Here is a 15,529-nt window from a genome sequence, read left to right on the forward strand (position 1 = left end):
GTGGTTAAAAATTGCGGTGTTCATGAACCCATCCGGTAATATACTTTACAATATCCTGGGTGCTGGTACCTGGCGGAAAAAGTTCGCCTACACCAAGTTTTTGCAGTTCCAGCATATCATCATGCGGAATAATACCTCCACCGGTAAGCAGCACATCATCCATTTGTTTTTCTTTAATGAGGTTGATGATGCGCGGAAAAACCGTCATGTGCGCGCCAGAGAGGATGGAGATACCAATGGCATCCACATCTTCCTGCAGGGCGGTGTTCACCACCATTTCGGGGGTTTGGCGCAATCCGGTGTAAATTACTTCCATGCCGGCATCACGCAGCGAGGTGGCTATGATACGCGCACCGCGGTCGTGCCCGTCGAGGCCTACTTTAGCAACTAAAACACGGATTGGGCGGTTAAAGGTATTACTCATGTATAACCCTTATTGGTTTTTGTAAATGTAATAAGAAAATTATGGAAGTAGATTGATGTTTCGCGCAAAGACACTAAGGCGCAAAGGTTAAGTAAAGAAATAAAAACCTATTTATTGGTCCGTTATAATACTCGACGTTGTGTGAACACACACATTGCGAGCGAAGCGCGGCGACCGCACGGAAGCATATCCTACCTATATAGTCTGCGATTGCTTCGTGCCTTATAATGACTTATAGAAAGAAGTTTTTTGAATTTATTCCCCCGTAAACTGCAACAATTCCATCCTATTCCCAAACGGATCAATAAATGAAAACCGTGTGCGCCCCGGAATTACCGGCTCTTCCCAAAACTCAACACCAAAACTTTCTAAATGCCGACGGGCTTCGGCAATATCCTCAACCTCAAAAGCGGTATGGCGCGATGAGCGCGGCAAAGCTTCTTCAGTACTTAAATGCAACTGGATATCGGTTATTTGAAACCAATAGCCTTTCGAGTTGAAAGCAGGGCGCTCAATGCGTTTCAGTCCTACAACATCCGTATAAAAAATTCTTGCCTCCTCCAGTCGCTCCAACGGAACGCATACCTGGATATGATCGGCGCGTTTAAAGTTGATCATAAAACCCTATTCTAATTTAAGGCGTCATTGCGAGGTACGAAGCAATCGCACGGAAGTATATCCGCTCTGTATAGCTCGCGATTGCTTCGTGCCTCGCAATGACGATTTTATTAAGCCTCGTGCTCAGCAAAAGTAAGCACGTAGCCGTTATTATCTTTGATCGAAAACTCGGTAGCGCCATAAAAAGTTGCTTCGAGGCCTTTTAGTACCGTTACTTTATCCTTGATCTCATCAAAAAAGCCACGAATGTTTTTCAGGTTGATGTATAGCAGCAACGAGCCGCCATCAGTACGGTGTATCTCTGGTAGCTCTTCGGCTAGGCTTTCGTAGGTTTGGAACATCATGGTTACGTTGCCATTGGTCATCATGGCCCAAACCAGGTCGGCACCGGTTTCGGGTACGCTCATAACGGTTTTAAACCCCAATAGCTGGTAAAAGCTGAGGGTTTCGGTCATGTTGCTTACAAAAATATTGGGCGAAAGGCTTTCCATAATAGGGGCGTAAAATTTGATTTACGCCGATAAAAATAATCATCAATATTTTAAAATGCTAATTAATTTAGCTTTATTAGCTTAATATTTATTCAACATCCCATGGGAAAACTTGTAGAAGAATTTGATGCCTATCGTACCAAAATGAACGACAGGATCATGGAAACAGCCAACACTAATATCAAACGTTTTTTCGCACTCGATACCACCAGTTATGCAGATGGCGCGCTGGATGTTAAAACCAAAGAAATGCTTGGCCTGGTTGCCAGTATGGTTTTGCGTTGCGATGATTGTATCAAATACCACTTGGGCAAATGCCACGAGGCCGGTGTTAATCATGATGAAATGAACGAGATCTTTATGATCGCCAATTTGGTGGGTGGCTCAATAGTTATTCCGCATTATCGTCGTGCCGTTGAATATTGGGATGAGTTGAACGAAGTGAAATAAGTGTAAGGCAGCATCGTTATAAGGAGTAATCAGCTATTTTAGGATTTTGTCCTTATAACGATGCTGTTTAATTCGTTACTTAACCTTTCACATATGTATAAATCTAAATCCCGCGGAAAGCATTTCGATATCGATATGTTCCCGATGTTTAACTTGTTGTTAATCGTTTTGGCATTCCTCATCCTCTGCGGTCGGCCGGCTATCCGTTATCCAATAGCTATCAATTTGCCAATAGGATCATATTTTAATACTGCTGACCCCGACGGCTATGCTACGACCATACTCATCGGTCAGAATAAATTAATGTTAGAACTTGAGGCCGCGGATATTCGCGAGGTTACATTAAAACAAATAGGCGCCAGGCACGATACCCAATTTACACAAGCAGAGGAAAGCAAATTTGGCGAAACAGATGTGATCGGAACACCTCTGGTAACAATGAAAAAATATATTTCAGGCTATTATAATGCTGCTGATTATTACAATCAGCCAGGGTTAACATCCGATGAATTGGCCGAATGGATAAAAATATCGCGCAAGGTGACGTTTGATAAGTATGGCATATGGTCGCATATTTTTATAATGGCCGATGCTACCACCCCATACCCTGAGATCAAAAATGTAATAGCAATGCTGGCGCAGCAAAAAATCAATAAATTTTCAATCATCTATTCCTATAAAAAGCAGATATAATGAGCAATCAAACAGACAATTTAACCCGTTGCCGCTGGCCCGGTACCGATGAGTTATACATCAAATACCACGATGAAGAATGGGGAAAAGAAGTTCATGACGATGAAACATTTTTTCAATTCCTCATCCTCGAATCGGCACAGGCCGGCCTTAGCTGGATAACCATATTACGCCGCCGCGAAGCATACCGTAACGCGTTTGCAAATTTTGATGTGCAAAAAGTAGCGGCATTTACGGAAGAGGATGCCGACCGTTTGATGCAGGATGAAGGCATTATCCGTAACAGACTTAAAATAAAGACGTCAATCACCAACGCGCAGCTATTTATCGGCATACAAAAGGAATTTGGTTCGTTTGATAAATACCTGTACAGTTTTATGCCGAATGGTAAAGCAATCATGAACCATTCAAACGCTACTCCGGCTACCAGCCCCGAGTCGGATGCGATTGCTAAGGATATGAAAAAGCGTGGCTTTAAGTTTTTTGGAACTACCATTTGTTACGCCTTTATGCAGGCTACCGGTATGGTGAATGACCATATTCCGACTTGTAGTTTTAAGTGATTTTTTTGATTTCACTGATTGGTTTGATTTCACCGATTCTTTTTGACGTTTAGCCATCCCTGTTTTTAGCGAAGAGGCGATGATTATTCGTCAACATTAATCGTATTTTTGGAACCAGAAAATCGCATTGATCAGTTAATTTATCAATTCGCTCAAGGGTTCATTTATCACTTTTCTAATCAGTGAAATCAAACCAATCAGTGAAATCACATAAAAACCAATCAATGAAATCATAAAAAGATGAAAAAACTATTTCTATTGGATGGCATGGCCCTTATTTACCGGGCGCATTTTGCTTTAAGTAAAACACCCCGCTTTACATCAAACGGGTTAAACACCTCGGCAATGATGGGGTTTACCAATACCCTGCTGGATGTTTTGAAAAAAGAGGCCCCCACCCACATGGCGGTAGTTTTTGATACCGATGCACCTACAGAACGCCATATGGATTTTGAGGGCTACAAAGCCCACCGCGAAGCTATGCCCGAAGATCTGGCTAAAGCCCTACCTTACGTTATCAAGATCATATTAGGCTTTAATATCCCGGTAATCACTTCGGATGGTTATGAGGCTGACGATATCATAGGTACCCTGGCAAAAAAAGCCGAGCAAAAAGGCTACACCGTTTACTGTATGACGCCGGATAAAGATTTTGGTCAACTGGTATCTGATAATATTTTCATTTACAAACCTGCCCGTATGGGTAACGAAATGGAAATACAAGGTGTTAAGGAGATATTGGCCAAATGGGAAATTGAACACGTTCACCAGGTAATTGATATTTTAGGTTTATGGGGTGATGCTGTAGACGGCATCCCTGGCATCCCCGGCATTGGCGAAAAAACAGCCAAAGCACTCATCAAGCAGTATGGCTCGATGGAGAATATTTTTGAGCACAGCCATGAACTTAAAGGCAAGCAACGCGAAAACGTTGATAACTTTAAAGATCAGGGCTTGATGTCGAAAAAGCTTGCTACCATATTGCTGAATGTTCCTGTTGAGTTGGATGAAGAAGGACTGGAAGTTTGTGCCCCAAGCAAAGAATTGTTAGAGCCGCTTTTTGCCGAATTGGAGTTCCGCACTTTGGGCAGGCGTGTATTTGGGGATGATTTCAGTATCACCGAACTTAAGCCGGCCGGTACCCAGATCGATATGTTTAGCAACCCGACCGCCGCCGGTCGCGCCACCCTGGCTGTTGATGTGGAAGATATCCGCGAGGATATTACCATAGCCGCTAAAAACATCAACAATACCCCTCACGAATATCATTTGGCTGATACGGTTGAAAGCCGTGCCGCGCTTATCAAAATATTATCAGAGCAAGAAACTTTCTGTTTCGATACCGAAACCACCGGCACCGATCCTAACAATTGCGAGCTGGTAGGCCTATCCTTCTCTGTTAAACCGGGCGAGGGCTGGTATATCCCCGTTCCTGCCAATCAGGCTGAGGCGTTAAGCATCGTTACCGAATTTAAAGCGGTACTTGAAAACGAAAGCATCGGCAAAATAGGGCAAAACATAAAGTTCGATGTGCTGATGCTGAAATGGTACAACATTGAAGTAAAAGGTACCCTGTTTGATACCATGCTGGCCCACTATATCCTTGATCCGGATACCCGCCATAATATGGATATCCTATCAGAAAATTATCTGGGTTACAAACCTGTTTCCATCACCGAACTTATTGGCCCTAAAGGAAAAAACCAGGGTACCATGCGCGATGTGGAAATTGAAAAGATCAAAGAATACGCCGCCGAGGATGCCGATATCACCCTACAACTTAAAACTGTTTTCGAACCGAAACTGAAAGAGGTTGAAGGCGAAAAATTGGTGAACGAAATTGAGCACCCGCTTATTTACGTACTGGCCGATATGGAGTACGAGGGTGTAAAAATAGATCATGATACCCTGCGCGATTTCAGTAAACAGCTGGAAACCGATATAGCCCAGTTTGAAAAAACGGTTTATGAAAAGGCCGGTGTAAAATTCAACATCGCATCGCCAAAGCAATTGGGCGAGGTGTTGTTTGAGAAACTAATGCTCGATCCAAAAGCTAAAAAAACCAAAACCGGTCAGTATCAAACCGGCGAAGATGTGCTGCTTTCATTAGCTGCGAAAAGCGATATTGTGCGTGATATTTTGGATTTCCGCCAGTTGCAAAAATTAAAATCAACCTATGTTGATGCTTTACCGCAAATGGTAAATCCTAAAACCGGCAGGGTGCATACTTCATATAATCAGGCCGTGGCCGCTACAGGCAGGTTAAGCAGTGTTAATCCTAACCTGCAAAATATTCCTATCCGTACCGAGAGGGGCCGTGAGGTGCGTAAGGCATTTATCCCAAGGGATAACGACCATACTATCGTATCTGCCGATTATTCGCAGATAGAGCTGCGCATCATTGCCGAGATCAGTAAAGACCCTAATATGATGCAGGCTTTTGTTGATAACCTCGATATCCACACAGCTACTGCAGCTAATGTTTACGGCGTGGCCCTCGACCAGGTAACCAGCGACCAGCGCCGTAATGCCAAAGCGGTTAACTTCGGTATCATCTACGGTCAATCGGCTTTTGGTTTATCGCAAAGCCTCGGCATCCCGCGTAAAGAAGCTGCCGATATCATCGAACAATATTTTGTGCAGTTTGCAGGCATAAAACAATACATGAGCGATACCATGAACTTCGCCCGCGAAAACGGGTACGTATGTACGCTGATGGGCCGCCGCCGTTATTTGCGCGATATCAATTCGGCCAATGCCACCGTTCGTGGTTTTGCCGAACGAAATGCTATTAATGCGCCGATACAGGGTTCGGCCGCAGATATGATCAAGATAGCGATGATCAATATCCACAAAGAATTTAAAGCCCAAAACCTGGCTTCCCGCATGACCATGCAAGTACATGACGAGTTGGTGTTCGACGTTCCTAACAACGAGATAGAGATCGTTAAACCAATCATTATGCACAACATGAAAACGGCCATTAAAACCGAAGTGCCTATTATGGTAGAGATTGGTACCGGCGTGAATTGGTTGGAGGCGCATTAAGCCTCTAATATTTAAAATGTCATTGCGAGGTACGAAGCAATCGCATACTATACAGGGCGGCTACGCTTCCGTGCGGTTGCCACGCTGCGCTCGCAATGACATTTTTTTATCTTGCCTCGTTTCAAACGATAAACAAACTGAGGGCGGGCTTTTGCGATTCCCTCCCCCGGGAGGGTGTAGGGAGGGGTTTCGTCGCTATGCATATCTATCAGCATCGCGACGAAACCCCTCCCTGCCACTACACAACCCCGCACACCCCTCCCAAGGGAGGGAATTTGAAAAGTGCCTTTCCCCTATCAAAATCACAATCATACCCTCTAATAAATACCAAACTTTCAGCACTCTTATTCTAAATTTTTCAAAACTATATTAATTCTCGCAGGTTTCTCTTTTGGTAATCTTTCCTTAAATTGAGCCAATAAAAGCCGGATGAAAATATACCATTTGAGTGCCGAATGTTACCCTGTTGCCAAAGTTGGCGGCCTGGGCGATGTTGTTGGCGCATTGCCTAAGTACCAGAATCTTGCAGGTTTGCAGGCTGCTGTTGTACTGCCTTTTTACGACCGAAAGTTTACCCAGGAGAACGAGTTTGAAACCGTATTCGCTGCGGCAACTTTGCTCAGCAATAAGCGTTATTTCTTCGAAGTGTTGAAAGAAAAAACCAACAAGCTGGGTTTTGAACTTTATCTGATCAAAATTCCGGGCCTGTTGGATAGGGAAAATATTTACAGCTATCCCGACGAGCGCGAACAATTTATAGCCTACCAACTGGCATTTTTAGATTGGATCAGCTACTCGCAACAAACACCCGATCTGATCCATTGCCATGATCACCATACCGGTTTAGTACCCTTCCTGCTGTATCATTCAAAACTATATACCCGTTTGGCTAATGTACCTACTGTATTTACCATACACAACGGGCAATACCACGGTGCATTTGGCTGGGAGAAGCTTTCTTTATTACCAGAGATCGACTTGACCAAAACCGGTTTGCTTGATTGGGCCGGCGGTATTAACCCATTAGCGGCTGCAGTTAAAACCAGCTGGCGTTACACCACGGTGTCGCCAAGTTATTTGGAAGAGCTTACCTACAACTCGAACGGGTTGGAATACCTGTTTTACATTGAGCGGGGAAAAGGCACGGGCATTATGAACGGCATTGATACCGAAGTTTGGAACCCCCAAACCGACCCGATGATAGCCGCCAAGTTTACCGCGCGTACATTGGCGAAAGGTAAACAGGCTAACAAAGAGGTACTTTGCCAACGCTTCGAGTTAGACCCGAATAAGCCGCTGTTCACATTCATTGGCAGATTGGTGATTGAAAAAGGTGCGGACCTGCTTGCCGAGGCCATCGAACGGAGCTTGCTTGAAAATGAAGGCGAGATAAACTTCCTGATATTAGGTACTGGCGATAAAGAAACCGAGCTTGAACTGCTCAAACTAAAAAACAAATACGCCGAACATTGTGCCGTGTTTATAGGCTACGACGAATCGTTGGCACATCAAATTTATGCCGGGGCCGATTTCCTGCTGATGCCATCGCGTGTTGAACCTTGCGGTCTTAACCAGCTTTATGCGCTGCGCTATGGTACCATGCCCATAGTGCGTGCTACAGGCGGCTTAAAAGATTCTGTAATTGATTTTGGTGACGAAGGTGGTTACGGCATCCGTTTTGTACAGGATAGTGTGCAGGATATTTGCCACTCTGTTTTCAGGGCAAAGCAACTTTATAAAGACACTGCAAAAATGCAGCAATTACGCAAACTAATGATGGCGCTCGATTTTTCGTGGACGCGGTCAACTCAAGAATATATCGATCTGTACAAAAGCTTAAATCCAATTATATGACATCTAAAGTAATTTCCATTGTGCTCGGTGGCGGCCAGGGCAGCCGCTTATCACCGCTTACCGCAACGCGGTCAAAGCCGGCAGTGCCGATAGGGGGTAAATATCGTTTGGTGGATATTCCTATTTCAAACTGTCTGCACTCGGGTATTACTCGTATTTATGTGCTTACGCAGTTTAACTCGGCATCGTTAAACAAACACATCAAAAACACCTATCACTTCAGCAGCTTCAGTGATGCTTTTGTTGATATCCTCGCAGCTGAGCAAACGCCATCAAACGTAACCTGGTTTCAGGGTACTGCCGATGCGGTTAGGCAAAGCTTGCACCATTTAGCCGTGCATGAGTTTGAGTATGTGCTGATCCTTTCAGGCGACCAGCTGTACCAGATGGATTTTGAGGACATGATCAACCATCACATCGAAACCAATGCCGAAATTTCGATAGCGACCATCCCGGTTGATGCTGCCGATGTTCCTGGGTTTGGGATCCTGAAAACGGATGAGAACAACATGATCACCTCGTTTATCGAAAAGCCTAAAAGCAATTTCGAGAGCTGGGCATCAGAGGTTAGTCCGGAGATGGAAGCTGAAGGTCGTGTGTATTTGGCTTCGATGGGTATTTACATCTTTAACCGTAAACTGCTTTATGATTTGCTGGAAGGTAACGAACGTACCGATTTTGGTAAAGAGATTATCCCGCAATCTATCGAAGGCCACCGCGTAGCCAGTTACCAATATGAAGGCTACTGGACAGATATCGGTACTATCCCGTCGTTTTTTGAGGCCAATCTGGGCTTAACGGATGATATCCCGAAATTCAACCTGTTTGATAAAAATCCGATTTACACCCGCGCGCGCATGCTGCCGCCGTCGAAGATCTCGGGCACAACGCTCGAAAGTTCTATCATTGCCGATGGTTGTATCATCAGCGCTAAAGAAGTTACGCACTCCATTATCGGCGTTCGTACACGTATAGGCACCGGTACCATTATCGAAAACTGCTATGTAATGGGTAGCGATAACTATCAAACTCTTGAGCAAATTGCCGAGCTGAAAGAAAGCGCTTCGCCAATTATGGGTATCGGTAACAACTGCCATATCAAAAACGCCATCATCGATAAAAATACTTACATAGGCGATGACGTGATCATTAACTGCGGTGAAAAGCTGGAAGATGGAGATTATGGTACACATACTGTGCAAGATGGTATTGTAGTTGTGAAAAAGCGTGCAATAATACCAAGTGGTACAGTTATTTAATAAAAAATAAAATAGAAACAATTCATAGTTAACTTGTTATAGATAGTACAAACTATTTAAAACATAAACAATTATGAAAAAGGCACTTTGTATGATCGCCCTGGCAGCGATCTCGTTCGGAAGCGTTTTCGCTCATGGTACAATTGTAACGCCTGCAAAAGGTGTAATCCAAACTGACACCACTAAAAAGAAAACGAAGAAGATGAAAAAAATGAAAAAAGATACCACCAAGAAAGACACCATGAAGATGGGGAAATAAGTTGTGATGGTATTAAACAAAACAGCCCTGGCAAATGCCGGGGCTGTTTTTGTTTGTAAAGCATTCCTCATGAAGTAGTCATCGCAATCCCATTAAGTTAAGAGATTTGCTTAGCTGCACCAGATGTGCAAAAGGTTTGTAGAAATGAAATAGGTCAAGTTTTAGTTGTGCCAGAGGTACACAACGCCGACGTTCCGTACCTCTGGCACGGCTAATCAAGCTGAACATTTTACTACAAAGCTATTCTCCCTCTGGGAGATTCCCTTAACTTGATGACGTGTTGGGTTATACTATGAGGCTACAACTCGATAGTCTCACCAATAGCAGGCAATTTCAAATTTAAGCCGGCTTTAACAAACTTTTCAGCTACCTCATCTTTATCAATCACAATTACCGGGAACGAATCATAATGCACCCCAACAATGTTTTTACAATTGATAAAGGCCGCGGCTTTGATCGCATCATCCGCACCCATCGTATAGTTATCGCCGATAGGTAAAATAGCCCAATCAAGGTTATCATCAGCCAATAATTTCATATCATAAGTAAGCGCGGTATCTCCGGCAAAATAAACCACTTTGCCCTCAGAAAAAATTAGGAAGCCTGCAGGATTACCACCCGGCGAACCATCTGGCAATGTACTTGAATGCACCGCGTTCACCATTTTAACACGACCGAAATCGAAGTTAAATCCACCGCCAATATTCATGCCGTGTACATTTTCAATTCCTTTACTGCCCAACCATCCGGCAATCTCAGCAATACAAATTACTTTTGCGCCGCTGCTTTTGGCAATTTCCAGCAAGTCGGCAACGTGATCACCGTGACCGTGCGATACCAGGATGTAATCTGGCTTCAGGCTGTGGATATCGATATCTTTAGCTAATGGGTTGGGAGATATAAAAGGATCAAAAAGCAGTTTTTTTCCGCTTGCTTCAATCATAAGGGCCGATTGGCCGTAGAACGTAGTTTTCATAAGAAAGTGGTTTTATGTAAGCTGATCAAAGTTAAAACACTAATAGCAAACATTTAGTTTGAAGGTATAAATGTTACAAATTGATGTTTAAACAGCAAATAGATTTTATTTATAATGGGTGATTTTAACCCAAAAACGTGGTTGTGAGACACGACTTAATCTTAATTGCCGTATAAGTATGTCATTGCGAGCGTAGCGCGGCAATCGCACAGAAGCATAGCCGCCCTGTATAGTATGCGATTGCCACGCTACGCTCGCAATGACATATATTTTTCCTCCTCTCAAGTCTCTCGGCAAAGGACGCAGGACAAACTTGAACTATTGTTTTCCCTTCAGGGGTTATTTGCCAAACAAATTGCCTAAACCGCCCATTCCGCCAAACATGCTCTGTGTCATGGCGGCCATTTCACTTTGGCTTACATTTTCGGCTTGTTCCATGGCTTTGTTAATGGCTACTACCAAAAGTTCTTCCAGTTCCTCTTTATCGGCATCGGCCAAAAAAACAGGGTCTATCTGTACAGATTGTACTACTTTGTTCGCGTTAGCATTAACTACAATTTTGCCGCCCTCGGCACTCCCCGATACGCTGATGGCATCAAGGCGTTTTTTCATTTCGCCAGCCTTTTGCTGGGCTTCCATTAATTTATCAAACATGTCTTTATTTTTTTGTGAGTAGTTGATTGGGTTTATTGGGTGAGTGGTTGGGTTTAAGCGAGCGATTGATTAAATTGATTGGGTGGGTAGCTAACAAGATTATTAAGCCATAAGCATCTACAGTAAAACCATTCACTTAAGCGGCCTAATAAACTATTCTTCAATCCAACCACTCACCTAATCAACCCAATCAACAACTCACCAAACCACTAATCATCACTGGTATCCCCATTTCCCTTATAAGCACTTTTACGCACAATAGGCATGCCAGCTGCTTTAAACAGGTCGTCGAGTTTTAATAGACTACCGTTAGCTAAGTTAGTTAACAGCACAACAACTACATCTTCCTTCATATCGCGCAGGTAAATGTGCCTGAAGCCATGCCACCAGCCGGTGTGGTAAATTACTTCCTGGCCTGGGGCAGTAAATGTACGCCAGCCGTAGCCGTAGCTAAAGTGACCGTGTAACATTGGGTTACGTGGTACGTAGGCCGAATCGAGCGTGGCTTTTTTCAGTAGCAGTCCGGCACGTAAGGCGCGGTCGTATAAAAAGAGGTCGCCTACGGTGCTGTAGATTCCTTTATCACCTACAGGGCCATCCAAAAAGTTTTGCACTACCGAGTACCGCCACTGGCCGCGATCATGACCCACAACATCTACCGGGATTTTTTCATACACAGCTTTTGAATATACATGGGTATGGCTCATGCTCGATGGCTTGAAAACGTTCTCTTGCATGTACTGCGCGTAACTCATGCCACTTGCCTTTTCAATAATAGCCCCCAGCACCATAAAGTTGGAGTTGTTGTAATGAAACTTTTTATCAGGCGCTATATAGCGTGCGGGTTTGCGTTCGGCAATAATTTTCATCGCATCGGCGTTGGTAAGGCCTTTGCGTTGGTCAAGGTGTTCTTTACGATAAATATCATCAATAAAATAAACATAGTTCATCAGGCCCGATCGGTGCGTAAGCAGCAGGCGGATGGTTATGCCATCGTACGGAAAATCCGGAAAAAACTTTTTTACGTTATCATCAAGCTTCAGTTTACCGCGCTCCATCAATTGCAAAATAGCTGTTGATGTCATGGTTTTGGTAACCGAGGCCAGCTCAAACTGACTACCAATTTTCAGGCTGTCTCGGTGCAGGTAATCGGCCCAGCCAATAGCGTTTTCATAAACTATTTTGCCATTTTTGGCCACCAGCACGTTGCCGTTAAAGCCACGGGTGCGGTGCAGTTCCTGCATTACAGCGTCGATCTTTTTATCGGCTTGTTTTGGGTTATAGGCCAAAAGCGCGGTAGTATCAAGCGGCTTCGCAGGTATCACATCGGCCGCTTTATTTTTATCTTTAGTATTGGATGAACAGGTTAACAGTAACAGGGGGGCAGTAAAAACTACAAGGCTTTTATACACTAATCTCATAAAATCAATATCTCACGCTAAAACGATTGCGAAAATTAGAAATTATACATCAGCTAACGATTAAAGTTTTAAAATTTTATGTTGTTTAGCATATCTAACGCGTTTTTAAGTATGGATTTGTTTAAAAAACTTTTGTTCACCGGTTTCGCCATCTGTTTTTCAATGGGTGTGTATGCTCAAAACGCCGATGTTAACAGTATTGTAAAAGAAGGCATCAAGCTTAATGGCCAGCAGGATTATGCCGGTGCTATTGAAAAATACAAACAAGCCATTACCGCCGAGCCCGATAATGCCCAGGCCAATTACCAAATGGCATTTACCCTCAACGCCGCCGGAAAAGGGAGCGAAGGTATTCCGTATTTAAAAACGGTAATTAAAACTAACGGCACTTTAACCGGCCCTGCTTACGAACTTTTGGGCAGTATTTATGATGCCGGCCATCAACCCCAACAAGCCATTGATGCCTATAAAGAAGGCATTAAACTCAAGCCCGATTATCAGCCTTTATTTTTCAATTTAGGTATAGCTTATTTCCGCGCGCAAAAATATGCAGAGGCCGAAGCGGCCGCTATTGAGGCGATTAAACTCGACCCGAAACATGCCAATAGCCAGCGTTTGTATGGCCTGGTAACTTTTCATCAAAACAAACGGGTACCGGCCCTAATGGGCTTATGTAACTTTTTATTGCTTGATCCTGATGGCCCGCGCGCTGATGAAGCTTATACCAACCTGCAAAGTTTATTAAAAGGCGGCGACCTGAAAGCAGGTAAAGCCGATGCCGAAACTTTGCTGCTCAACAAAACGTTGGGCGCATCTGTAGCCACAGCCGGAGGCAACCTCGAAACCCAGTTAAAAAATATTTTTACAAGTGTGGGCAAGCTTGGCCAAAAGCCCGGTAGGCAAAGTTTTTTCTGGAATTATTACGTGGCCTTTTTTTACAAGCTATCTCAAACGGAACATTTCCCAACCGCCGTTAAACTGATAGGATTAAGTGCCGATAAAACAACCTCGGCCCAATGGCTGCAGGATAATGCGGATAAGCGCAAGCAATTGGAGGATTGGATAGCTGCAACCGAAAGAAAATTTTAGTTGAGGCCTTGCATTTTGCCAAACAGGTTTTGTAAATTTCAGCATGAAAACCTATCACAATATCCTGCTGCTATTTGTAGCCCTATTTTTTGCCTCGACAACTTACGCGCAACAAAAAAATGAAGCCAAAGACCTGGTTGATGCCGGTATTACCCTTAACGATGCCGGTAAGTACGACGAGGCTATTGAAAAATATAAAGAAGCGATAAAGCTTAACCCGGAATATGCCAACGCATACTATGAAATTGGTTATACCTTGTTTAGTTCGGGCAAAGAAAAAGATGCTATCCCCTACCTCGAGAAAGTTTTAGTACTAAACCCTAATGCGGGTGGTGCTTATGATATGCTGGGCAGTATTTATGACGATGATAAGCAAACCGCCAAAGCGATTGAATATTACCGCAAGGGGATCAAATTAGATCCGGAATATCAGCGCCTGTATTTTAATATTGCTATTACGCTTTACCGCGAAGGACAGGTTGCCGAAGCGGAGGGCTACGCCGCTACCGCTATCAAACTCGATCCCAAACATGCCAGCAGTCACCGTATTTATGCCATGACCCTGGCCGCCCTGCAAAAGCGGGGTTGTGCCCTGTTGGCCTGGTGCAGCTTTATAATGAAAGAGCCACAAACCCAACGATCTATAGAGGCTTATAATAAGATCCAGGGGATTTTAAATTACGGGATCAAAAAAACGGGCGAGAAAAGTATCAACATCAATATCGCCGAATCAGATCTTAAATCGGGCAACCTGATGTTGCCACTTGCAATAGTAAATGCCACATCTGATAAAAAAGGACTTACAGCCACCGATTCGCTTAAGTTACAGCTTACCGAAGTTTTTAAAATAGGATCAACATTGTATGGCGATAAAGGTGACGCCACATTTTTTAACCACTACTTTGCCGATTATTTTAAGAAACTTGCTGAAAGTGAAAACATGGAAGCATTTGCACATTTGGTAGCATTGGCCGCCAAGCAGGATGAGAATGTTAAATGGTTTAAAGAAAACGAAAATAAACTAACCGCACTTGATAGTTGGTTAGCCAATACCAAACGGGAGTTTTAGATAGAAATTAGGCCTGCTTAATGCTTTGGTAACATTAACATTATAATGGCCTAATACCTTTGGGGTAAATTTGTGTTTGTATAAACAAAACATCAAATAGCCCCTAATAACCTCCATGCATTTAAAATACACCAGGTATAAATCATTGATATTTTTGATATCTCTGGTGTATCTATTTTTTTCGTGCTGCTATGTAACCAGGTGCCCTAAATTTGGTCATTTACCTGTGTCCCTCCATAAAGGGAACGCAACGGTGCAAAGTGGCCCAACACAATCTCAAAAAAAATCAAAGCACCCGGCGGGTAATTTTATGTCGAGACCGCGCGTAATATCGCACGATGTTAAAACGCCGGGTACTTTTTGCGCTATCATTATTTTAAGTTGCCTGTTTATCGGCTTCAATAATAAATGGGGCTATAACCTTCCTTTGGTTGTTTATTTTAAGCAATTATACTCCCGCGACCTTGTCGTCTCGCTCGGCAATCTAAAGATCTGATCCTTCTTTTCTTCTTTCCCGTTTATCTAATTGATCCGGCCAATTGCCAGGTATAGTTATACCTGCAATTAAGGCTTTGCAAACCTGATAGGTTTAGCATGCCGATAGATCTCAAACTCACAATTTTAATTTTATTACACCCAATGCCTCGCGCTTGCCGGCAGG

Annotated in this window: 16 protein-coding genes; 10 read left to right on the plus strand and 6 right to left on the minus strand. The window is 43.5% G+C overall.

What is annotated here, in order from left to right:
- Window positions 1-4: 4 nt before the first annotated feature.
- The 3 genes from AAFN85_RS17880 to AAFN85_RS17890 form a co-directional block, all read right to left on the minus strand.
- Entirely contained in the window at window positions 5-424 is a 420-nt protein-coding gene (locus AAFN85_RS17880) for a cobalamin B12-binding domain-containing protein (RefSeq protein ID WP_347528974.1), read from the minus strand.
- Window positions 425-679: 255 nt separating this feature from the next.
- A complete protein-coding gene (locus tag AAFN85_RS17885; protein ID WP_347528975.1) occupies window positions 680-1,042 on the minus strand; it encodes a VOC family protein in 363 nt (120 codons plus the stop codon).
- 110 nt (window positions 1,043-1,152) lie between these two features.
- Window positions 1,153-1,533, minus strand: coding sequence for a VOC family protein (locus AAFN85_RS17890; RefSeq protein WP_347528976.1), 381 nt, complete (start codon window positions 1,531-1,533; stop codon window positions 1,153-1,155).
- Between the two features lie 102 nt (window positions 1,534-1,635).
- Between AAFN85_RS17890 and AAFN85_RS17895 the strand changes: the two genes are divergently transcribed.
- The 7 genes from AAFN85_RS17895 to AAFN85_RS17925 all read left to right on the plus strand — a co-directional run bounded on the left by AAFN85_RS17895 (window position 1,636) and on the right by AAFN85_RS17925 (window position 9,659).
- The gene (locus AAFN85_RS17895; RefSeq protein WP_347528977.1) at window positions 1,636-1,983 is read left to right on the plus strand and encodes a carboxymuconolactone decarboxylase family protein; all 348 of its coding nucleotides are present in this window, start codon (window positions 1,636-1,638) and stop codon (window positions 1,981-1,983) included.
- 93 nt (window positions 1,984-2,076) lie between these two features.
- Complete coding sequence (locus tag AAFN85_RS17900; protein ID WP_347528978.1) at window positions 2,077-2,676, plus strand: biopolymer transporter ExbD; 600 nt, start codon at window positions 2,077-2,079, stop codon at window positions 2,674-2,676.
- On the plus strand, window positions 2,676-3,239 hold the full coding sequence (locus tag AAFN85_RS17905; protein WP_347528979.1) for a DNA-3-methyladenine glycosylase I: 564 nt from the start codon (window positions 2,676-2,678) through the stop codon (window positions 3,237-3,239). Before AAFN85_RS17900 ends, AAFN85_RS17905 begins: the two co-directional genes overlap by 1 nt.
- Window positions 3,240-3,479: 240 nt before the next feature.
- Window positions 3,480-6,287: a DNA polymerase I gene (gene polA, locus AAFN85_RS17910; protein WP_347528980.1), complete on the plus strand. Its 2,808-nt coding sequence runs from the start codon at window positions 3,480-3,482 to the stop codon at window positions 6,285-6,287.
- A gap of 429 nt (window positions 6,288-6,716) precedes the next feature.
- Complete coding sequence (locus AAFN85_RS17915) at window positions 6,717-8,141, plus strand: glycogen/starch synthase (RefSeq protein WP_347528981.1); 1,425 nt, start codon at window positions 6,717-6,719, stop codon at window positions 8,139-8,141.
- Window positions 8,138-9,400, plus strand: coding sequence for a glucose-1-phosphate adenylyltransferase (locus AAFN85_RS17920; RefSeq protein WP_347528982.1), 1,263 nt, complete (start codon window positions 8,138-8,140; stop codon window positions 9,398-9,400). The genes AAFN85_RS17915 and AAFN85_RS17920 overlap by 4 nt, the downstream gene beginning before the upstream one ends.
- A 73-nt stretch (window positions 9,401-9,473) precedes the next feature.
- Window positions 9,474-9,659 (plus strand): hypothetical protein, encoded by a 186-nt coding sequence (locus AAFN85_RS17925; protein ID WP_347528983.1) that lies wholly within the window; start codon window positions 9,474-9,476, stop codon window positions 9,657-9,659.
- A gap of 298 nt (window positions 9,660-9,957) precedes the next feature.
- Here the strand turns inward: AAFN85_RS17925 and AAFN85_RS17930 are convergent, their stop codons facing one another.
- The 3 genes from AAFN85_RS17930 to AAFN85_RS17940 all read right to left on the minus strand — a co-directional run bounded on the left by AAFN85_RS17930 (window position 9,958) and on the right by AAFN85_RS17940 (window position 12,710).
- Window positions 9,958-10,635 (minus strand): metal-dependent hydrolase, encoded by a 678-nt coding sequence (locus AAFN85_RS17930; protein ID WP_347528984.1) that lies wholly within the window; start codon window positions 10,633-10,635, stop codon window positions 9,958-9,960.
- 339 nt (window positions 10,636-10,974) lie between these two features.
- Window positions 10,975-11,289 (minus strand): YbaB/EbfC family nucleoid-associated protein, encoded by a 315-nt coding sequence (locus AAFN85_RS17935; RefSeq protein ID WP_347528985.1) that lies wholly within the window; start codon window positions 11,287-11,289, stop codon window positions 10,975-10,977.
- Between the two features lie 209 nt (window positions 11,290-11,498).
- Window positions 11,499-12,710: a serine hydrolase domain-containing protein gene (locus AAFN85_RS17940; protein ID WP_347528986.1), complete on the minus strand. Its 1,212-nt coding sequence runs from the start codon at window positions 12,708-12,710 to the stop codon at window positions 11,499-11,501.
- A 111-nt stretch (window positions 12,711-12,821) separates the two neighbouring features.
- Here AAFN85_RS17940 and AAFN85_RS17945 point away from each other — a divergent pair, with 111 nt between their 5' ends.
- From AAFN85_RS17945 to AAFN85_RS17955, 3 genes are all read left to right on the plus strand, one after another.
- On the plus strand, window positions 12,822-13,799 hold the full coding sequence (locus tag AAFN85_RS17945) for a tetratricopeptide repeat protein (RefSeq protein ID WP_347528987.1): 978 nt from the start codon (window positions 12,822-12,824) through the stop codon (window positions 13,797-13,799).
- Window positions 13,800-13,842: 43 nt separating this feature from the next.
- The gene (locus AAFN85_RS17950) at window positions 13,843-14,868 is read left to right on the plus strand and encodes a tetratricopeptide repeat protein (protein ID WP_347528988.1); all 1,026 of its coding nucleotides are present in this window, start codon (window positions 13,843-13,845) and stop codon (window positions 14,866-14,868) included.
- Window positions 14,869-15,178: 310 nt separating this feature from the next.
- Window positions 15,179-15,364, plus strand: coding sequence for a hypothetical protein (locus tag AAFN85_RS17955; protein WP_347528989.1), 186 nt, complete (start codon window positions 15,179-15,181; stop codon window positions 15,362-15,364).
- The last annotated feature ends 165 nt before the right edge of the window (window positions 15,365-15,529 follow it).

The sequence above is a fragment of the Mucilaginibacter sp. CAU 1740 genome (assembly GCF_039839285.1).
Taxonomy (GTDB): domain Bacteria; phylum Bacteroidota; class Bacteroidia; order Sphingobacteriales; family Sphingobacteriaceae; genus Mucilaginibacter.